The organism is Acinetobacter sp. NIPH 298 (assembly GCF_000369505.1).
In the GTDB taxonomy this organism is placed as follows: Bacteria; Pseudomonadota; Gammaproteobacteria; order Pseudomonadales; family Moraxellaceae; genus Acinetobacter.
The window spans coordinates 54,501-74,141 of record NZ_KB850055.1; the positions used below are offsets into that span (position 1 = coordinate 54,501).

18 protein-coding genes and 1 tRNA gene are annotated in these 19,641 nt (G+C 41.4%); 11 read left to right on the forward strand and 8 right to left on the reverse strand.

The window, feature by feature from the left end; translation table 11 throughout:
- Positions 1-12: 12 nt before the first annotated feature.
- The 7 genes from F903_RS05200 (at position 13) to F903_RS05230 (ending at position 5,580) form a co-directional block, all read left to right on the forward strand.
- Positions 13-567 (forward strand): DUF3261 domain-containing protein, encoded by a 555-nt coding sequence (locus tag F903_RS05200; RefSeq protein ID WP_034595106.1) that lies wholly within the window; start codon positions 13-15, stop codon positions 565-567.
- Positions 564-1,769, forward strand: a complete 1,206-nt coding sequence (locus F903_RS05205) for a beta-ketoacyl-[acyl-carrier-protein] synthase family protein (protein WP_005195269.1) — start codon at positions 564-566, stop codon at positions 1,767-1,769. Before F903_RS05200 ends, F903_RS05205 begins: the two co-directional genes overlap by 4 nt.
- Positions 1,766-2,200, forward strand: a complete 435-nt coding sequence (locus F903_RS05210; protein ID WP_005195270.1) for a hotdog family protein — start codon at positions 1,766-1,768, stop codon at positions 2,198-2,200. The genes F903_RS05205 and F903_RS05210 overlap by 4 nt, the downstream gene beginning before the upstream one ends.
- 276 nt (positions 2,201-2,476) lie before the next feature.
- Entirely contained in the window at positions 2,477-3,202 is a 726-nt protein-coding gene (locus F903_RS05215) for a 3-ketoacyl-ACP reductase FabG2 (protein WP_005195271.1), read from the forward strand.
- Positions 3,202-4,425 carry a beta-ketoacyl-ACP synthase gene (locus F903_RS05220; protein ID WP_005195272.1) on the forward strand — a complete coding sequence of 408 codons (1,224 nt, stop codon included), beginning with the start codon at positions 3,202-3,204 and terminating at the stop codon, positions 4,423-4,425. Before F903_RS05215 ends, F903_RS05220 begins: the two co-directional genes overlap by 1 nt.
- Positions 4,426-4,442: 17 nt before the next feature.
- Positions 4,443-4,877 carry a hypothetical protein gene (locus F903_RS05225; RefSeq protein ID WP_005195275.1) on the forward strand — a complete coding sequence of 145 codons (435 nt, stop codon included), beginning with the start codon at positions 4,443-4,445 and terminating at the stop codon, positions 4,875-4,877.
- 49 nt (positions 4,878-4,926) lie between these two features.
- Complete coding sequence (locus tag F903_RS05230) at positions 4,927-5,580, forward strand: 4'-phosphopantetheinyl transferase family protein (RefSeq protein ID WP_005195277.1); 654 nt, start codon at positions 4,927-4,929, stop codon at positions 5,578-5,580.
- 106 nt (positions 5,581-5,686) lie between these two features.
- Here F903_RS05230 and secF read toward each other — a convergent pair whose 3' ends face one another.
- From secF to queA, 8 genes are all read right to left on the reverse strand, one after another.
- Entirely contained in the window at positions 5,687-6,655 is a 969-nt protein-coding gene (secF, locus tag F903_RS05235) for a protein translocase subunit SecF (protein ID WP_005195279.1), read from the reverse strand.
- A 10-nt stretch (positions 6,656-6,665) separates the two neighbouring features.
- The gene (secD, locus tag F903_RS05240; RefSeq protein ID WP_005195280.1) at positions 6,666-8,567 is read right to left on the reverse strand and encodes a protein translocase subunit SecD; all 1,902 of its coding nucleotides are present in this window, start codon (positions 8,565-8,567) and stop codon (positions 6,666-6,668) included.
- 51 nt (positions 8,568-8,618) lie between these two features.
- The gene (yajC, locus tag F903_RS05245; protein WP_005195282.1) at positions 8,619-8,948 is read right to left on the reverse strand and encodes a preprotein translocase subunit YajC; all 330 of its coding nucleotides are present in this window, start codon (positions 8,946-8,948) and stop codon (positions 8,619-8,621) included.
- A gap of 100 nt (positions 8,949-9,048) precedes the next feature.
- Entirely contained in the window at positions 9,049-10,176 is a 1,128-nt protein-coding gene (gene tgt / locus F903_RS05250; RefSeq protein ID WP_005195285.1) for a tRNA guanosine(34) transglycosylase Tgt, read from the reverse strand.
- 128 nt (positions 10,177-10,304) lie between these two features.
- On the reverse strand, positions 10,305-10,874 hold the full coding sequence (locus F903_RS05255; protein ID WP_005195286.1) for a LemA family protein: 570 nt from the start codon (positions 10,872-10,874) through the stop codon (positions 10,305-10,307).
- 87 nt (positions 10,875-10,961) lie between these two features.
- Positions 10,962-11,990, reverse strand: coding sequence for a hypothetical protein (locus F903_RS05260; protein ID WP_005195287.1), 1,029 nt, complete (start codon positions 11,988-11,990; stop codon positions 10,962-10,964).
- 105 nt (positions 11,991-12,095) lie between these two features.
- Positions 12,096-12,989, reverse strand: a complete 894-nt coding sequence (locus F903_RS05265) for a hypothetical protein (RefSeq protein ID WP_228128679.1) — start codon at positions 12,987-12,989, stop codon at positions 12,096-12,098.
- 155 nt (positions 12,990-13,144) lie between these two features.
- Complete coding sequence (gene queA, locus F903_RS05270) at positions 13,145-14,179, reverse strand: tRNA preQ1(34) S-adenosylmethionine ribosyltransferase-isomerase QueA (RefSeq protein ID WP_005195290.1); 1,035 nt, start codon at positions 14,177-14,179, stop codon at positions 13,145-13,147.
- Between the two features lie 180 nt (positions 14,180-14,359).
- On the opposite strand from queA, the gene F903_RS05275 reads away from it, so the two are divergent.
- The 4 genes from F903_RS05275 (at position 14,360) to glnE (ending at position 19,623) form a co-directional block, all read left to right on the forward strand.
- A tRNA-Leu gene (locus F903_RS05275) sits at positions 14,360-14,446 on the forward strand.
- A 274-nt stretch (positions 14,447-14,720) separates the two neighbouring features.
- Entirely contained in the window at positions 14,721-15,083 is a 363-nt protein-coding gene (locus tag F903_RS05280) for a hypothetical protein (RefSeq protein WP_005195291.1), read from the forward strand.
- Positions 15,084-15,527: 444 nt separating this feature from the next.
- On the forward strand, positions 15,528-16,799 hold the full coding sequence (locus F903_RS05285; protein WP_005195293.1) for a sensor histidine kinase: 1,272 nt from the start codon (positions 15,528-15,530) through the stop codon (positions 16,797-16,799).
- Between the two features lie 76 nt (positions 16,800-16,875).
- Positions 16,876-19,623 carry a bifunctional [glutamate--ammonia ligase]-adenylyl-L-tyrosine phosphorylase/[glutamate--ammonia-ligase] adenylyltransferase gene (gene glnE / locus F903_RS05290; protein ID WP_005195295.1) on the forward strand — a complete coding sequence of 916 codons (2,748 nt, stop codon included), beginning with the start codon at positions 16,876-16,878 and terminating at the stop codon, positions 19,621-19,623.
- Positions 19,624-19,641: the final 18 nt, after the last annotated feature.

The window sequence follows — 19,641 nt, forward strand, 5'->3', positions numbered from 1 at the left end:
CAGCAAATCGGTATGCAGCGAATTTGGCTCAGTCTATTGTGCTGTAGTGCATTGTTAATGGGAGGCTGTCAGCTCACACCACACGCTCAAGGTCTACAAAGCAATCATTGGACAGCACAACACTATCAACGCCAAGATCAAGTTGAAGTGCAATGGAAAGATAAAAGTTTTAGTTTCTTACTCTTCCAACAACAACAAGGGCAGCAGTTAAGTTTGATTGGCTTAGGTCTGACAGGACAGCCTTTATTTGCATTACAATTTGATGGGCAACAGGTCAAAGTGCAGCAACGTATTCAACAAATGCGGTTATTGCCTTTTGAGTTTGTGGTGCGAGATATTTTATTTGCCACGTATCCCAGTTTTTCCCAATTGGGTCAACAGGCGGTCAGTATTGAACATTCGGTGAATCATCAGCGTGTGTTCATTGGTGAGAAATCCGTATTACAGATTCAAAAACAAGAAAATCTGATTGAACTGGATAATCTACAAGTGCCTTATCGTATGACCTTGAGTCCAATTGAAAATACCTTAAATGCAGATCAATCTGAACCAGTGGAGCGACCATGAGTCAAGTATCATTTCAGGCTGTTGGTATCCCATTCAGTGTGGGGCTTTCTGCTTTAGGGCACGATATTGAACACATCCGTAACAATTTGGTTGCACCAAATAATACCTTGAGCTTGGAAGATGGATTCTTGGTTGATCGCGCTGTATGGGTTGGACGTTATTTATATCCACTGATTGAACGTGTACCTGAGTCTTTACAGAAATTTGATTCCAGAAATTTACGGTTTGCCCTGACGGCTTTGGCAGAAATCGAAACGGATGTTCGAGATTATGTGGCACAAATAGACCCAAAACGGTTAAGTATTGTGGTTGGGACATCAACGTCTGGCATATCTGACAGCGAAGTACGATTGAAACAGTATTTCGCAGGCGACCAGTCGGTTGACATACCACATCAGCCACAGGAAATGGGTTGTATTGCCCAAGCCTTACAGCAGTATTTAGGTTGGCAAGGCGCAGCTTACACCATTTCAACCGCATGTTCATCCAGTGCCAAAGCCTTTGCCGCAGGGCAGCGTTTGATTCAGGCAGGCATCGCTGATGCTGTTTTGGTGGGTGGCGTAGATACTTTGTGTCAACTGACTTTAAATGGTTTTAATAGCCTTGAAAGTTTATCGGCTGATCTTTGCCAACCTTGTGGTTCAAAGCGTGACGGTATCAATATCGGTGAGGCTGCTGCATTCTTTTTACTGACCAAAGATACTGCACCGATCATGTTATATGGTGCAGGAGAGTCGATGGATGCGTGGCATATTTCTGCACCACATCCTGAAGGTGTCGGCGCGGCGACAGCCATGCAACGGGCTTTAGACGTTGCTGCAATCACAGCGCAGCAGGTGGGTTATGTCAATTTACATGGCACAGCCACGCCGCAAAATGATGCGATGGAAATCAAAGCCATCCGCCATGTATTTCAAAACCATGCGGTTGCATTAAGTAGTAGCAAGCACAAAACGGGACATTGTTTGGGGGCGGCAGGCGCGATTGAGGCTTTTATTTGTGTTCAGCTATTAAAAGATCAAAGTTGGTTGCCTGTTCATCAACAGACAGAAATTGCTTCTGACTTAGCTGATCAGAACTATGTACGAGAGGCTCAACTGACGCAAAGCATTGAATATGTCATGAGCAATTCATTTGCCTTTGGTGGCAGTAATATCAGTTTGTTATTTGGTGTGGCACAACATGAGGAAGGCGTTGAATGAAACTTGATGCGATTCACTATATTCCGCATGAACAACCGATGGTATTTATTGATCATCTGATTGAGGCAAATGAAGGCTATGCCATTGCTGAACTGACCATTACACCTGAACTGATGTTTTGTGAAGCACAGGGTTTACCGACTTGGACGAGCATTGAAATTATGGCACAAACGGTGAGTGCGTATTCAGGCTGGATGGGGCAACAATTACAACAGTCTCCCAAAGTTGGTTTTTTATTGGGGACTCGAAAATTACAGTTACCCATTCCGTATTTTGAACTGGGTCAAACGCTTAAAATTCGGGTGGAGCAGCAATATCTACATGAGGGATTGGGGCAGTTTTCCTGCGAAATTTACTACGCTGAACATGTGATTAGTGCCATGTTAAGTGTGTATGAGCCGACGGATTCAACGATGATACTAAAAGTGTAATTGAGGTTTGTGTGGTACTTTTTGGCGGAGTCGTACCGAGTACTCATCCTATTATGGGATTAATCTTCGGTTCGACCTACTTTTGTTTCGGCAAAAGTAGGCAAAACCATTGTCATTCACAAAACCTATTCACTTCTTGCATCTATTAAGTAATCTCGCAGAAACATAACCTTATTGATACCACGCAGGTTGTGAATGACGTTTCCGAGTATCCATCTCTTGTGGTGTTCAGATAACAGATTTATCGAGATTTTTATTTTATATTTAGGAAATAACATGCAAAGAAGAATATTAGTCACAGGCTCAAGTCGAGGGATTGGTAAAGCGATTGCTTTACAACTGGCACAAGCAGGCTTTGATGTCACCATCCACGCACGTTCACGCGAGACAGAGGCCGCTCAAGTGGTTGAGCAGATTCAGAGCTTAGGGCAAAAAAGCCATTATTTACTTTTTGATGTCAATGCACGCGAAACGGTCAAAAGTTTACTTGAACAAGATGTTGAACAACATGGCGCATTTTATGGTGTGGTGCTGAATGCTGGACTCACCCATGATGGTGCATTTCCTGCCTTAACTGATCAGGATTGGGATGAGGTTATTTTCACCTCACTGGATGGTTTTTACAATGTACTCAAACCCTTGATCATGCCGATGATTCATTTACGTCAAGGCGGACGTATCGTTACACTTTCTTCAGTTTCGGGCATGATGGGAAATCGTGGACAAGTGAATTATAGTGCTGCCAAAGCAGGTTTAATTGGGGCAACCAAAGCACTGGCTTTAGAATTGGCAAAACGAAAGATCACCGTCAACAGTGTTGCACCAGGTCTCATTGAAACAGAAATGGTCACAGAAGAAGTCAAAGATCATGCTTTAAAAATGATTCCGATGCAACGTATGGGGCAGGTGGATGAAGTGGCGAGTGTGGTGAAATTCTTATGTTCAGATGAGGCATCTTATATTACCCGTCAGGTGATTTCGGTGAATGGGGGCTTAATCTAATGAAACGTGTTGTTGTAACGGGGATGGCTGGAATTACATCACTAGGTGAAACGGCAGATGAAATCTTTGCTCAATTCCATGCGGGCAAAAGTGGTATTTGTTATATGCCTGAATGGGAACAATATCCAGACCTAAGAACCAAACTGGCAGGACCCGTGAAGACATTTCATATGGCCAAGCACTTTAATCGTAAAGTGACGCGGGGTATGGGGCGCGTTGCACTCATGTCGGTGATTAGTGCTGAAAATGCATTGCAAGATGCGGGGCTGATCGATCACGAGATCCTGAAGAGTGGTGATGCGGGCGTGGCCTTCGGTTCTTCAGCGGGTAGTGTCGATGCGGTTCGTGAGTTTGGCAATATGCTGATCGATCAGGATATGAGTAAGATTAATGCGACGACTTATATTCGTATGATGTCACATACCAGTGCGGTCAATATGACCGTTTATTTTGGATTGAAAGGTTTAACCTTGCCCACTTCAAGTGCATGTACCTCAGGTTCAATGGCAATTGGACAGGCGTATGAAGCGATCAAATATAGCAAACAAACCGTCATGATTGCAGGCGGTGCAGAAGAACTGAGTGCAGCAGGCGCAGCGGTTTTTGATGTATTACTGGCGACTAGTGGCATGAATGATCAACCCGAAAAATCACCACGTCCTTTTGATGCCAATCGTGATGGTTTAGTGATTGGTGAGGGGGCAGGCTGTTTAATTCTGGAAGAATATGAACATGCCAAACAGCGTGGCGCAACCATTTATGCTGAAATTGTTGGCTATGCCAGTAATACCGATGGGCAGCATGTGACCAAGCCTGATAGTGAAAGGATGGGGCAATGTATGCAGATGGCGCTCAAAGATGCCCAGCTTGATGCCAGTCAAATCGACTATGTCAATGCGCATGGTACGTCTACCGATCAAGGTGATATTGCCGAAAGTCAGGCCTCAGCACGCGTTTTGGGTCGCAAGCCGATTAGTTCGTTAAAGAGTTATTTTGGGCATACTTTAGGTGCTTGTGGTGCGATTGAAGCATGGCTAGGTATCGAAATGATGAAGCGTGGAGAACTTATTCCAACCTTAAATTTGGATATGGTTGACCCACTCTGTGGTGATTTAGATTATATTACTCAGCAAGTGAGAGCGAGTGATATCAGTATCATGATGAGCAATAACTTTGCCTTTGGTGGCATTAATACCTCACTGATTTTTAAACGTATAACATAACAAGGGGCATCAAAATAATGTCAATCAAACAATTATTCTTAGCAACTGTTTTAACAACCGCTTTTACTGCATCCGTTCAGGCTGCAGATACCGTGCATCAATTTGATTTTAAAGCGGCAGTTGATCGTGCAGTGGCTGATGGTACTTTAGATGGTTCGGTAAAGTTCTATCTTAAAGGCAACAAATCAGGGGGTAAGGTATTAGAGCAAGATATCGTGACCAATCAAAAGACCAATGGTTTTGGCAAGTCTGCTGAGAAATCATGTGATTGGGTGCTTCGTTCTGCACTGTTACAATTGGATAAAGCAGCAAAAGCACGTGGTGCAAATGCCGTGACCAACATCGTCAGTTATTTTAAAAAGAATGAAGTTCAAAGTTCGACAACGTACGAATGCCATAAAGGTATGGCAGTTGCAGGTGTTGCTTTGAAAGGTGATATTGTTAAGTTCTAAAAAATCCCAACGGCCCTCCTTTCACTGAGGGGTTTTATGAGTAAAGCCAATGACGACTACACGTAAAATCGAAATACATGTTCAGGCATTGGCTCAGCTTCTAAAACTGGATAAAGCTGATTTTGCTGACTTAAGATCATTTAACTATTATAAAAAAGATCAGATTCAAGCTTATCGCAACCGACTGCTCGCAAAAAAGTTAGCCTGCGAAATTGAAGATTTAAACATTTCCAAACATGAACAGGGCAAACCTTTTTTAAACTCACATCCGCTGCATTTTAACCATTCGCATAGTCAACAATACTATGCTTTGGCCATGAGCGAACGAGTAAATGATATTGGGGTCGATGTCGAAGAGTTGGATCGAAAAGTACGTTTTGATGCTTTGGCGCAACATGCTTTTCATCCTGAAGAATATCAAATATGGCAGCAATCTGAACAAGATCAGGAGTATTGGTTTAAAGTTTGGACGACCAAAGAAGCGATTTTAAAAGCTTCTGGCCTAGGTATTCGATTAGATTTAAATAGCTTAAATACGCAAGTTCATTCATCAAATCATGGTGGAATGTGTACGCATCCATTGATCGGCACTTTTGCCTATCAGAATTTCATCTTAAATCGTGTTGTGGTGACAGTTGCATGGCGAGCAGAGCAGTCTTGTCGAGGTTTTCAGTTTCCACAGATCCAAATGATTCAGCATTAATTTTTACTGCTTTTAGTTGGCTTTTTCATAGATGTTCAAATCGTATACTCAAAAAAATGCCAGTGATTACACTGGCATTTTTTTGAATCAAGAAGAGTGGTGAGATTTAAGGAATCTCGTCTTCTTCAAATTCAGGCTTCACTTGTACGATAAAATCTTGACGATTTAGACCACGCCATAATGCGTATGCAGTACCAATATAAATAGATGAATAAGTACCAACAAACACACCGACAATCATCGCCGCCGAGAACCAATGTAAACCATCACCACCCAAGAAGAACATAGCCACCACAACCAGCAATAACGTTGCAGAAGTGTGGAGAGTACGACGTAGGGTTTCGGTTAAGGCAATATCAATGATCTCTTGCGAACTGGTGTCACGAATCTTACGGAAGTTTTCACGAATACGATCCGATACCACGATGTTATCGTTGAGCGAGAAACCGATAATCGCTAACAATGCTGCCAAGACGGTCAAGTCAAATGGCCATTGGAACAATGCAAATGCACCTAGAATGATGACAATATCGTGGAATAACGACATCACAGCGCCCATCGCAAGCTTAAACTCGAAACGAATGGTGACATAGATCAACATCAGGATCAGCGCAAGTGCAACCGCACCAGCAGAACGAACATAGAGTTCGTTACCAACCGCACCACCGACCGCATCCACTTTATGAACGTTAACAGTATTATTCGGTAGCTGAACTGCTTTGGTAATGCTATTGCTAAGGTCTTCAACTTCTAGATCATCCTGTACAGGCATACGAACGATGAGGTCCGTATTGCTGCCTAGAGTCTGAACAACTGCATCTTTAAATCCAGCTTGACTCAATGCTTGGGTAATCTGCGATGGTTGAACCGCTTGTTCATAGTTCAATTCAGCAGACACACCACCCGTAAAGTCCAAACCGAGATTTAGACCTTTGGTTGCAATAAAGAACAGACTGGCAATCGTCAGTAAGATCGAGATGATTGCTGCAGGTTTGGCAATCTTCATAAATGGGATGATTTTTAAATCATCTGGACGACCGTATTGCTTTGAGTCACGTTGAGTCAGATCTGACATATCAATCTCCTTAAATACTCAACTTGGTCAAATTACGGCGTTTGCCATAAATGAGTTGCACAATTGCACGTGTGACTGTAATCGCAGTAAACATCGAACAAATAATACCGATCATCAACGTGACAGCGAAGCCTTTGATCGGACCCGTACCAATAGCGAATAAGATAAATGCAACAAGGAAAGTGGTTAAGTTGGAGTCAAGAATTGTGTTATAGGCACGATCATAGCCCGCCACAATGGCTTGTTTTGGTGAAGCACCCCAACGAATTTCCTCTCGTATACGCTCACAAATCAGAACGTTGGCATCGACCGCCATACCAATGGTAATGACGATACCTGCAATCCCTGGAAGGGTAAGAGATGCACCTAACCATGACATTACGGTCAAAATCATCGCCAAGTTAAACACAAGTGCAAAGTTTGCGATGAAACCAAATAGACGGAAGAAAACCACCATCCAAATTGCGACTAAGATAAAGCCGATAATGGTCGACTGAACCCCTTTCTCAATATTCTCTTTACCGAGACTAGGACCAACCACACGCTCTTCAACGAAATACATCGGTGCAGCCAAAGCACCTGCACGGAGCATAAGCGCAAGTTCAGCCGCTTCTTGTGGTGAATCTAAGCCCGTAATACGGAATTGTGAACCTAGAACAGCTTGAACCGTTGCCGCATTGATGACCACAGATTCGGTATATGGTGTGCGTACCTCAGTTTGTGCACCAGTCTCAGGATCGGTGACATAACTGATTCGTTGTTTATTTTCAATAAACAAAACCGCCATACGTTTACCAACAGCATTACGTGTGCCGTCAGCCATGAGTTTGCCGCCAGCGCTATCCAAGGTAATATTTACCTCTGCGCCGCCAGAATCTTGGCTAAAGCCCGAACTTGCATTTTGAACGCGTTCGCCAGTCAAAATACGACTACGATTGAGCAATAATTGACGACCACTATCCATTGATTCAAAAGCAAACACTTCTGTTCCAGGAGGAACAGGTTGCCCATTATATTGACGCGTATAAGGATCAATATATTGATCATTGCTATCGGCAACTAAGCGGAATTCTAAGTTCGCAGTACGACCTAAAACACGCTTTGCTTCAGCAGTATCCTGTATCCCTGGTAACTCCACCACGATACGATTGCTGCCTTGGGTTTGTACCAATGCCTCAGCAACACCCAATTCATTAATACGGTTACGTAAGGTGGTTAAGTTTTGGTTCACTGCATAAGATTGAATTTCTTGACGACGTGCATCAGTGTAGCTCAGTCTTAAGGTTGCACCTGTTGCGGTAGCAACTGGCTGCTGCGTAAACTCGTTACCGTTACGACGTAAGAAATCAGCCGCAGCTTCTCGGTCTGCATTCTCTGCAAACTGGACGGTAATGGTGTTGTTACTTAAAGCGAGATTATTGAATTTAATTTTATTGTCACGAAATTGACGACGCAAATCAGTCGCAGATGTTTCCATACGCTGACTAATCGCTTTATCCATGTCGACTTCGAGCAAGAAATGTACACCACCACGTAAGTCTAAGCCGAGTTTCATCGGTTTAGCCCCAATCTTTTGCAACCATTCTGGTGTTGTTGGCGCAAGATTGAGTGCAATCACGTAGTCTTCGCCTAAATCACGGCTCAGAATCGCTTTCGCCTTCAGCTGTTCTTCTGATGAGTCTAAACGTAATAAAGCTGCATTATTAGAGAAACTATTATCGTGACTGCTAATATTGGCAGTTTTTAAAATCTGCTCAGCTTTTTGCACGACACTCTGATCAATCTGAGTACCTGCTTTTGCGCCCGAAATTTGGACAGCAGGTTCATCAGGATACAGACTAGGAAGTGCATATAACGTACTGATCACAAATACCACAATGATCAGTAAATATTTCCATGCAGGGTAACGCATTCGCTTTCTTCTTAAATGAAAAAGTCGTGCTGAGGCACGACTATTTTATGATTAAAGGTTATTGAGTGTGCCTTCAGGTAACACTGAAATAACGCTTGCACGTTGAATTTTAACTTCTACACCACGGCTCAGTTCAACGGTTGCAAAGTCACCATCTAAGCGAATGATTTTGCCCATTAAGCCGCCAGCAAATACGATTTCACTGCCAACACCAAGACTATCAACCAAGCTACGATGCTCTTTGGCACGTTTTGCTTGAGGACGCCAGATTAAGAAATAAAAGATCGCAACAAATACAGCGATCATCAATATGTTAGCCATCAAGCTTGGTCCTTGTTGAGCAGCCTCAGCAGCGTGGGCAGTAGAAATGAAAAAGCTCATTTTGATTTCCTAAAGTTTAAAAAGGTCAAAAAATTGACAATAAGTTCCAATTCGTTTTGCAATGTACCTTGTCTTGGCTTTGCGTGCAAATCCAGATGAATTAATTTGGACAAGGTGGAACTTCTAATCCACGACGTGCATAAAAGTCCTGTACATAGGCATCAAATGTATCGTTTTCCAGCGCATCACGCATCCCTTGCGTCAGGCGTTGGTAGTAACGGAGGTTATGAATTGTGCCGAGCATCGATGCCAACATTTCTCCACACTTCTCTAAATGATATAAATAGGCACGACTAAAGTTTTTACAAGTGTAACAATCACAATGTGGGTCTAAAGGACCTTGATCATGGCGATATCGACTATTACGAATTCTCACTAAACCATCAGTGACAAAATAATGCCCATTACGTGCATTACGTGTCGGCATCACGCAGTCAAACATATCGACACCACGACGAACTGCTTCCACGATGTCTTCAGGCTTACCAACACCCATGAGGTAGCGTGGTTTGTCCTCTGGCATTTTATTGGGTAAATAATCAAGCACCTTGATCATTTCATCTTTTGGTTCGCCGACAGATAAACCACCAATCGCATAACCATCAAAGCCAATGTCTAACAAACCTGAGAGAGATTCATCACGCAGATCTTCATACATGCCACCTTGAATAATACCGAATAAGGCATTTTTATTCTTGAGTTCATCATGATGGTGGGTTTTACAACGCTTGGCCCAACGTAGTGAAAGCTGTAAAGATTTTTGCGCTTCTTCATGGGTTGCAGGGTAGGGCGTGCACTCATCAAAGATCATGACGATATCTGAATTGAGGACTTGTTGAATTTCCATCGAAATTTCAGGAGACAAGAAGACTTTTGAGCCGTCAATTGGAGAACGGAACGTCACGCCTTCTTCTTTAATTTTACGCATTGCACCCAAGCTAAACACTTGGAAGCCGCCTGAGTCGGTCAAAATAGGTTTATCCCACTTGATAAACTCATGTAGACCGCCATGCTCTTTAATCACTTCTAAGCCAGGACGCAAATATAAATGGAAAGTATTGCCTAAGATAATCTGTGCTTGAATTTCTTCAAGATCACGAGGCAACATGCCTTTAACCGTACCATAAGTACCGACAGGCATAAACACTGGTGTTTCTACCACACCATGTTCTAGAGTGAGTCGACCACGACGGGCGCGTCCCGACTGGCCTAATTTTTCAAATTTCATGTCATAACCCGAGCAAGATCGAAGTACCCTTTAAGGGAGTACTAGGAGGCGAAAAAACAGTTCGCTGATCAAAAACGGCTATTTTCCTTGATTATGGCGCGCAGTTCTACTACTAAATGTAGCTGGCGTTAAAAATTCGGTTTATAGTCAAAATTACGATCAATCACGGGATCACGGAAAGGGCGAATCGCTTTCTTTGATAAAGTGAGGGTATTGACCAAATTATTTGGAAAAACTTGAATGTGATTATTAAACAATTCGACATTGCGGTTAAAGATGGTAATCGCAGCACCGACATTTTCATTCTGTTCTTGAATATCATCCATCATCTTGCTATACAGCGTATCTGCTTTCAGCTCAGGATAATTTTCAACCACAACATTTAAACTTCTCATTAAATCGGTATTTAATTTTTCGATGTGCTGTAACTTGGCAATATCGGTATCATTGATATTGAGATTCATGATCTGCTGACGTAAAGCAGTCACTTGTTCTAAGGTCGATTTTTCAAAAACCGTATATTTGCTTAAGGTATCTTCGAGTGCTTCCAGTGTTTTGACTTTCTGGCGCTCAAAATTGGCAACTTCTGCCCAAGCACGTTTGGTGGCATTGAAATATCGCACGATCGTGTTGCGGATATGAATTCCCCAAACGATGAGTACAACAAAAATCCCCAAGAAAATGAGTAAACCTGTCATTGCCATTCCCCTTTATTATTTACCTAGTCGAACTTTTATCGTTCCTCATCCCTTACCGTTTTAGTTGTGGATCAGGGCTAGGATGAGTTATTTAATTAAATTGAGCATCATTTCTTGAAATCTTTGATATTGAGGCATGGTCATGGTACGAAGATGGCCACGTAGTGCTGGAATATCATTGATTTGGTCGCGTTTACTCGTTGTTTGTAATAGGTTTTGTTCACCAACATAACAAAGAATTTGCTCTTGATGATGATAGATTAAATCGCCTTTAAAATGTTGAAAAAAATCATGTAATTTTAAGGTCATGCTTGGGCTAATGCTTTTAGCGAGTTCATGTTGGCTTCGCCCAAAAATTTTAAGATTGCGATTGACTGAGATATCACTACTTTCCCACGCATGAGCATAAGGTTCAAAAAAACGAGAACGTTGGTTACTGACAGCAATCCCTAAAGCAGGAATTTGAAAAATAAATGCGCCCCATAAGTCTTTATGTATTTCTTTACTGATCTGTTGATTCTTATCACCATTTCTAAGAATGGGCAGTTCGCTGACATAATGATATTGGAAGATCAGCACCTGATGTTCCGTGACACCATCATGCCATGTTGTGGAGGCGTATTGCGTAATGTCATTTGATTCAGTGCCCCGATGAAACAATGGAAAAAATTGTTTAAGTCGGCTGATCACCAGTGTTGGCTGCGCTTGAATTGGGAGATATGCAGGGAGTTGTTGGAAGTTTAAATGATAACGTAGTGTCATCAAGCGTTGTTCTAGATATTCTGTTACTTGTATCAAGGGCTGTTTCGGTTCATAAAGCAAATAGGCTAAAAATCCAGAAAGAAATGCGCCTAAAAAGCTCCAAATAAATTGAATGTGCGGATGAATAAAATAGCCGAAAACCAAACAGCATGCACTGATAATCGCAAGGAGTAGGGGCAGTATATTAAAGAAATGCAAGCTATGCGCTTCACCCCAAGGATGTAGTTTATCGAGCAGTTCTTGATCGGTTGTTGATTTATTTCCAATATCCCAAAGCCGAGCAATATTGCGAAAAACTTGAGCGTTTTTTTTACGTCTTATATGGAGTGCTTGTTGTACAGTGTCGATCGGCATGGCGATGATCAATTCATTATATTAGATTGATGAGGTATAGATTATGCTTTAAATTTCAGAAACTAAGAAGTGCCTTGTGGGCTATTTTAATCAGTATAGATGGAATTAGAGAGTCTTGAGCAGACTGGTGAGAGCTTCTTGTAAACGTTGAAGTTTTGGCATTTGAAGTTGTTCTAGTTTTTCAGCAAGTTTATTAACCGTGATTGCCTGAAATAAATAATTATTCTCCGCTAAAGGGGATTCATTGAATAGCCAGCACATCACACTCGTTTGTGGGTGTACATAAAAATCTCCATAAAAAGTCTGCATCATTTTTTCCAATGACAATACTCTTTCTGGAGTTAAAAACTTAACAAACTCGTATTCATTTACGCCAGTTTGCTGATACTTCTTATTAAAGAGAATATCACTAGATTTCCACTCTATACCTAGATGACATTGATGTTTATAGTGAGCTGAGATGCTGATGCCTTTGAATGGAAAATTCTTCATCAGTACGCCCCATAGATCACAATGGGTTGTTTGCCAAATTTCTTTTCCCTGATCATCGGTTGTCCTTGTTTGATAGGTGTAGTGATAATTAAAAACAGAATAATCATATGTTTTTTGTTTAATCACTAATTGCCCATCTAGCAATATTTTAACAGTATTGTCTTTATTACCTAATTTAAATAAGGGATGATCCAGTAAAGCAGGATTTAAGGGGGTGCTATCAGCATGAAACTTAACCTGATAGGTCTGCTCCAGAACATAGATTCTTAATTGTTCTTTTAGGCTGTCTAATTCAGTTGTCGGAATACGATAACGAGTACCAACACCAAACAGAACAACACAAACAATTAGATAGTAGGCAGAGAACAAAAGGCCTGCCAATAAAAAAATCAGACTCAGCGTGCACATTGTCCAATATAGGTAATTCTTGATATACAGATATTGCTCGCCATCCCAGTGTTTTAAGGTATTAATTAAAAGTTCTGGTGAGGGTTGTTTCTCTAGCAAGTGGCGAATGGTCTCAATATTTTTTAAGGTCGACTGATTATGAGTAGATTGATTTTGAAAAGTTTTTTTAATTTTATTGGATATGAATGGCATAGTTTTTTAGATAATCATTCTGAAAAAATAGGCTAAACCATGATTTAGCCTATGAGTGATATTTATGCGAGTTGATCAATCAACATCGCATCGCCATAGCTAAAGAAGCGATAGCGTTGTTCAACGGCATGCTGATATGCCGCCAAAATATTATTCCGATTTGATAGGGCGGAAACAAGCATCAATAGCGTGGACTCAGGTAAATGGAAATTAGTAATCAAACGATCCACCATGCAGAACTGATAACCTGGGTAGATAAAGATTTGAGTGTCACCTGTCCAAGCTGCAATCTTACCACCATTTGCTTGCGCTGCACTTTCTAAGGCACGTGTCGCAGTTGTGCCAACGGCAATCACTTTATTGCCTCGTGCTTTGGTTGCTAAAATTAAATCAATCGTCGCTTGCGGTACATCACACCATTCACTGTGCATAATATGGTTACTAATGTCTGTGGTGCGAACTGGCATGAAGGTTCCCGCACCAACATGCAAAGTGACAAAAGTTTTTTGAATGCCTTTTTCTGCCAATTTTACTAACAAATCTTGGTCGAAATGTAAGCTTGCAGTCGGAGCAGCTACACTGGCGATTTTTTCAGGATCATGAAAAACCGTTTGATAACGTTCAGTATCAATCTCTTCAGCTTCACGATTGAAATAAGGTGGAATCGGTAACTGACCGTATTGATCCAACACCGACAAAATTGGTTGTGAAAATTTCACCACAAATAGATTTTCGTGGCGACCTTGTACCGTCACAGGAATTGCATCTTCACCAATATACAGTTCTGCGCCTGCTTTAGGTGAGTTGCTCGATTTGATATGGCAATGTGCTGTATGTGTATCCAACATACGTTCAACCAAAACTTCGATAGCACCGCCAGTGGCACGTTTTCCTTTTAATCGTGCTTTCATGACTTTAGTATCATTCAGAACCAGTAAATCACCATCTTCCAATAAATCTAAAATATCGGTAAAAGCATGGTCGTGATATTGACCTTGTGCATCGATATGCAATAAGCGTGATGCGCTACGGCTTTCTAGTGGGTAGCGAGCGATAAGTTCATCTGGAAGATCAAAAGAAAAGTCGGAGAGCTGCATACATCTAAAACATTGCAAAAAATTGGGCGTAGTATAGTCTTTTTTGTGTTTTTTCGCTGAGCTTGATGTTTATAGCTAAAAAAATATCTGAATGATTTAAAAGTGAGCAATAAGTGCGAGATGGGGTTTGACAATAAAATCAAACAGGTTATGATACGCAACACAAAGCATCGCACTCTTCCCGAGGTGGTGAAATTGGTAGACGCGGCGGACTCAAAATCCGCTGTCAGAGATGACGTGTCGGTTCGAGTCCGACCCTCGGGACCAAGATTCAAAGACCCCAAGCTGGTATTAAAGGCTTGGGGTTTTTTTATGGCGATTAAAAATGTTAGTCTAAGAAGCTTGTTTAATTTTTACTCTAGTTTAGGTCGTGGTTGCTTTATAGCCATAGGCGTAAATTTTTTGAAGAATAATCAGGATCTGTTGTCATTCTAATTGTTCATTATGTTATGCCTCGTACTGTTTAGGATTGCTTAAGTCGAAAACACTTGAGTCGTCAGTATTTGTGTAATGTCAGCAGATCCTATGAAAAGGATAAATAATGAAGCCGTATCAAAGAGCCGCACTTGCTTTGGCAGTACTAAAGCTGGAAACCAATAACACAAAACGCAATATCTATGATTATACTCAGTCTTGTTATCCTCGTATTTCAGGTCATGCCGATAAAGAGTGCATAAAGTTTTTTGATTACGATCGAAATACCTATTTTGAGGGGCGGTTTAATGACGGTGAATATCGTCTTTATGACTACGGGCATGGTGAATACATCTCGATAAAACAAAAATCTGCTGGTTGTTACGAGGGGTATCATTATGGAAGTGGTCGTTATTATTCGATTGCATGTCAGGGAAATAATGTGAGTTTTTATGACTATGGCACTGCGCTATACTATAACTATGCATAAAAAGATCTTTATTGCTTCATCTTTTATAAATTAATAATTTTCAATTGCTTGTCGTTAAATAATTTTTAAACAAACATCAATGGCGAAGAGCAGTGGTCTATGACTGCTTCTTTGCGCATTGATGACAAGTGTAATCTGCTTTATTCGTCCGCAAGTTTTAGTAGACTTCTTTCATACATACCCTTGCGGTACTTCAATCGCTCATCATTCTCTCTATGGGGAAATACAAAGCGGCTAAAAACGATAGAAGAGCGCTTGTGTGATACGGTTCTCTTTAATCAAATGTTCATGTTAAGATTTAATGAAATTTCACGTTTTGTTTCGAAATAATGAGAAGCATTTATTGCCTTTTATGTTAAACTTTGTTAATACTAAGTGATAGTTGTCACATTTTTCTTAATAAAACGTAAGCAACCGTATAATGATAATATTCGAGAGGCGGGCATGGCTATTCAACTATTAGAATTACAGCAGGCCGAAAAGTTAAGTGCTTGTAAGATATCTTTGTCTTTAGGCCTAAACACTGAACAGAACTTGATTGAACATTTCCTGCAATTTAATCGTAAATTGATGCAGGCCAGCACAGCATTGCTCTCTTTTCACCAAGAACCTTATCTTTGGCATCGTTGCCCTGAAAAATTACAAGCAATTGATTCTACAAAGATTGCAAAAAGTTTAAATACATTATTTGTCAATGATGATCTGATCGATAGTGAACATCCTCGCTATCCAACCTTGATTGCCTTTTTAAATACGTTCAAGCGAAAAGTTCAAAGTGCCATTGCATTGCATCTCAGACATCCAGATCAAACCTCATTAGGATATGTGGTTTTATTTGATGAGGATGCCCAAGCATTCAGCGAGTTACAAAAACAGCTCTTACAAGCCCACTGTGTTAATTTTATGCAACAGCTAGAGTTGAAATTCAATCATGATGAATTAAAAGAATTGTACGAACAAGAAGCGGCTTTGAACGTCAGTAAAACCAAATTCTTTTCGATCATTTCACATGATTTACGCGCACCTTTTCATGGCTTACTTGGCTTTTCTGAAATATTGGCGAAAGAGCGTGATACTTTAGATGAATCCAGTATCCAAAATATCGCAGACTATCTCCATGATACTTCGCAATCGACTTATAACTTATTGGAAAGTTTGTTGAATTGGGCAATGGCTGAGGGTGGCCGTTTTGTTTATCATCCCATCAACTTTAAGTTGCGGCAGATTACCAACATTGTCACTGATATTTTGAAAACGTTGGCTTTGAAAAAACATATCGAACTGGTCAATGAAGTCGATGAGAATCTTAAAGTTTATGCCGATATGAATATGATCACTTCGGTGATACAGAACCTCGTTTCAAATGCATTGAAATTTACCGATGTTGATAGCGCTGGAAAAGTCTTTATTCGAGCGAAAAACAACGGTGACTTTGTAGAAATCCATGTCAAAGATACAGGATTAGGTATGACTCAAGCACAGATAAAGGAACTATTTCAACCTAGGATTACCATGAGTTTAAAAGGGACGGCTGGGGAAAAAGGCGCTGGTTTAGGGCTGGCTTTGTGTAAGCGGTTTGTTGAAATGAACCTTGGTGAAATTAGTGCCAGCTCGAAAGAAGGGGAAGGTACGCTCTTTACTGTACGATTGCCTATAGCACGTGAACATGTGGATTCATGTGTTGAACAGCATAAAAGTCAAGAAAAATTAGCCTAAAGAGATTTTAAAGATAAGGATATAACTTGAAAGGTCTACAGACCTCATTAAGATGACATCAGTCGAGCTTTTTTATATGAATGCAGCACAGCTACAAAGAACTTTAGTTGCCAGTCAGTATGCAGAGCAAGTTTTAAATTTTTATACATTACAATTAGAACAAGATTACGCTGAAGATCAATTTCTTGGTCCACTTTCGACGGAAAGTATTTTTCAAAAAGTTCAACAGGCCATTGCAGATTTAAGTGATGAACAAGCTTGGATGAAAGCTTTGCGTGTCTTGCGTGCCAAGCTGATGTTTCGCTGGATTTGGCAAGATGCCAATCAACTGACGGATGTGGTTACCCTGACTCGTGAGCTTTCCGACTTTGCTGATGCCAGTATTTGTGCTGCGAAAGCTTTCGCACGTGTTCCATTAATTGCCAAACATGGTGAACCAATCGGTTATTCAGGTCAGGTGCAAGATCTCATAATCATCGGTATGGGCAAACTTGGTGCTCAGGAGCTTAATCTTTCTAGCGATATTGATTTGATTTTTGCTTTTGATGAACAAGGCGAAACCAATGGTCGTAAATGTATTGATGTTCAGCAGTTCTGTATTTTGTGGGGACAAAAACTGATTTATTTGCTGGATCAAATTACCGCAGATGGCTTTGTGTTTCGCGTGGATATGCGGTTACGTCCGTGGGGAGATGGTTCCGCGCTTGCGATTAGCCACATAGGTTTAGAAAAATATTTAAGTCAGCATGGTCGGGAATGGGAACGCTATGCGTGGATTAAAGCACGGGTAATTACTGGTGGCAAAGAGGGTGCAGATTTGATGGCGATGGCACGTCCTTTTGTGTTCCGTCGCTATGTCGATTATTCCGCATTTTCTGCAATGCGTGAAATGAAAGCCATGATCGAACGTGAGGTGATGCGTCGTAATATAGAGGATGATATTAAACTGGGCGCAGGCGGGATTCGTGAAATTGAGTTTATTGTCCAAGTTTTTCAGTTGATTTATGGTGGATCAAGACGCGAACTGCATGATCGTCAGTGCTTGGTCAATTTACAGCATTTGGGGCAGGCCGAATTACTTGATCAGCAGGCAGTGACTGACCTAGAGGATGCTTATTTATTTTTAAGACGAGTCGAACATGCGATTCAAGCACTCAATGATCAGCAGACACAATCCTTACCGACTGAACCTGAACTCAGACAACGTATGTTGGATACCTTGGGTTTTACGGATTGGTCATCATTTTTAAATGTGCTGAACCAGAAGCGCGATAAGGTTAAAGTCCAATTTAAACAATTGATTCAAGAAAACGAATTTGCTGAGCCTGTTGATGATTTTGAGCAGTTGGAACAGCAACTGAATGCGGTATTAGATGATGATGCACAGAAACTAATTCAGAACTTCTGGCATGGACAGGCCTTAAAGAAAATTCCTGCAAGTGCACTCGAACGGCTAAAGAAATTTTGGCCACATTTGATTGAAGCGATTTTACAGTCTGATCGACCGCAAATGGCATTGTTACGTTTGATGCCCTTGGTGGAGTCGGTACTGCGCCGTACCGTGTATTTGGTCATGTTGATGGAAAGCCGTGGTGCTTTGCAACGCTTGGTGAAAATGGCAACGGTGAGCCCGTGGATTTGTGAGGAGTTAGCACAATATCCAGTATTGCTCGATGAGTTCTTATCAATGGACTTTGGTTTGCCCTTACGCAAAGACCTAGAGGACTCTCTACGGCAGCAATTACTGCGTATCGAGATTGATCAAGTTGAAGATCAAATGCGTGTGCTACGTTTATTTAAAAAGAGCAACGTTTTAACTGTTGCTGCCAGTGATGTATTGGCTGAAAGTCCATTGATGAAAGTTTCAGATGCTTTAACCGATATCGCTGAGGTCAGTGTTCAAGCCACCTTAAATCTGGCCTATCAAGCGGTTGCGCAACGACATGGTTATCCGATGGGGAGCAATGGACAGCGTTGCAGTCTGGATGTAAAAGGCTTCACCGTGATTGGCTATGGCAAGCTCGGTGGAATTGAATTGGGCTATGGCTCTGATCTTGATTTGGTATTTATCCATGCCTTTGAAGAACAAAGTGAAACGGATGGCAGAAAGCATATTAGTGGTGCTGAATTTGCCATTCGTGTGGCACAGAAATTTATGTCGCTCATGACCACGCAAACGCTAGATGGGCGCGTCTATGAAATTGATACTCGTCTAAGACCGTCAGGCGAGGCGGGAATGTTGGTTACTAGCCTAAAGGCCTTTGAGCAATATCAGCAAAAACATGCATGGCTATGGGAGCATCAAGCCTTGGTACGTGCTCGTTCGATTGCAGGTGATACACAGCTTTGTCAGCAGTTTGAAATGGTTCGGTGCAAAATCCTTACTCAAGTTCGTGATGAAAACGTAGTACGTGACGAAGTGATCAAAATGCGGCAAAAAATGAAAGATCATTTGGGTTCATCTTCTGAGCAAAAAAAACATGGCATTTTTCATTTAAAACAGGATGCGGGTGGTATCGTTGACATAGAATTTATGGCACAGTATGCAGTGCTTGCATGGAGTGGGACGAATACAGATCTCGCCCATTTTTCCGACAATGTGAGAATTTTAGAGGATGCTGCTAAAGCAGGCTGCTTATCAAGTGAAGATGCCACAGCATTAATACAAGCTTACCTCCGTGAACGAGCTGAGAGTCACCGTTTAGCGCTTGCAAATCAATCTATGCAAGTCAATGCTGCGGATTGGCACGATACCCGCGAGATCGTTTGCAAGTTATGGCAAAGATTAGTTGATCCAAATGCAATAGCATTGGAAAGTGAATAATAGTGAAAAAAATGGAGT

What these genes read in the sequence shown, in the direction of transcription:
- F903_RS05200 (WP_034595106.1), top strand. Translation starts at nt 13, where the DNA reads ATGCAGCGAATTTGGCTCAGTCTATTGTGCTGTAGTGCATTGTTAATG.
- F903_RS05205 (WP_005195269.1), top strand. Translation starts at nt 564, where the DNA reads ATGAGTCAAGTATCATTTCAGGCTGTTGGTATCCCATTCAGTGTGGGG.
- F903_RS05210 (WP_005195270.1), top strand. Translation starts at nt 1,766, where the DNA reads ATGAAACTTGATGCGATTCACTATATTCCGCATGAACAACCGATGGTA.
- F903_RS05215 (WP_005195271.1), top strand. Translation starts at nt 2,477, where the DNA reads ATGCAAAGAAGAATATTAGTCACAGGCTCAAGTCGAGGGATTGGTAAA.
- F903_RS05220 (WP_005195272.1), top strand. Translation starts at nt 3,202, where the DNA reads ATGAAACGTGTTGTTGTAACGGGGATGGCTGGAATTACATCACTAGGT.
- F903_RS05225 (WP_005195275.1), top strand. Translation starts at nt 4,443, where the DNA reads ATGTCAATCAAACAATTATTCTTAGCAACTGTTTTAACAACCGCTTTT.
- F903_RS05230 (WP_005195277.1), top strand. Translation starts at nt 4,927, where the DNA reads ATGACGACTACACGTAAAATCGAAATACATGTTCAGGCATTGGCTCAG.
- secF (WP_005195279.1), bottom strand. Translation starts at nt 6,655, where the DNA reads ATGTCAGATCTGACTCAACGTGACTCAAAGCAATACGGTCGTCCAGAT.
- secD (WP_005195280.1), bottom strand. Translation starts at nt 8,567, where the DNA reads ATGCGTTACCCTGCATGGAAATATTTACTGATCATTGTGGTATTTGTG.
- yajC (WP_005195282.1), bottom strand. Translation starts at nt 8,948, where the DNA reads ATGAGCTTTTTCATTTCTACTGCCCACGCTGCTGAGGCTGCTCAACAA.
- tgt (WP_005195285.1), bottom strand. Translation starts at nt 10,176, where the DNA reads ATGAAATTTGAAAAATTAGGCCAGTCGGGACGCGCCCGTCGTGGTCGA.
- F903_RS05255 (WP_005195286.1), bottom strand. Translation starts at nt 10,874, where the DNA reads ATGACAGGTTTACTCATTTTCTTGGGGATTTTTGTTGTACTCATCGTT.
- F903_RS05260 (WP_005195287.1), bottom strand. Translation starts at nt 11,990, where the DNA reads ATGCCGATCGACACTGTACAACAAGCACTCCATATAAGACGTAAAAAA.
- queA (WP_005195290.1), bottom strand. Translation starts at nt 14,179, where the DNA reads ATGCAGCTCTCCGACTTTTCTTTTGATCTTCCAGATGAACTTATCGCT.
- F903_RS05280 (WP_005195291.1), top strand. Translation starts at nt 14,721, where the DNA reads ATGAAGCCGTATCAAAGAGCCGCACTTGCTTTGGCAGTACTAAAGCTG.
- F903_RS05285 (WP_005195293.1), top strand. Translation starts at nt 15,528, where the DNA reads ATGGCTATTCAACTATTAGAATTACAGCAGGCCGAAAAGTTAAGTGCT.
- glnE (WP_005195295.1), top strand. Translation starts at nt 16,876, where the DNA reads ATGAATGCAGCACAGCTACAAAGAACTTTAGTTGCCAGTCAGTATGCA.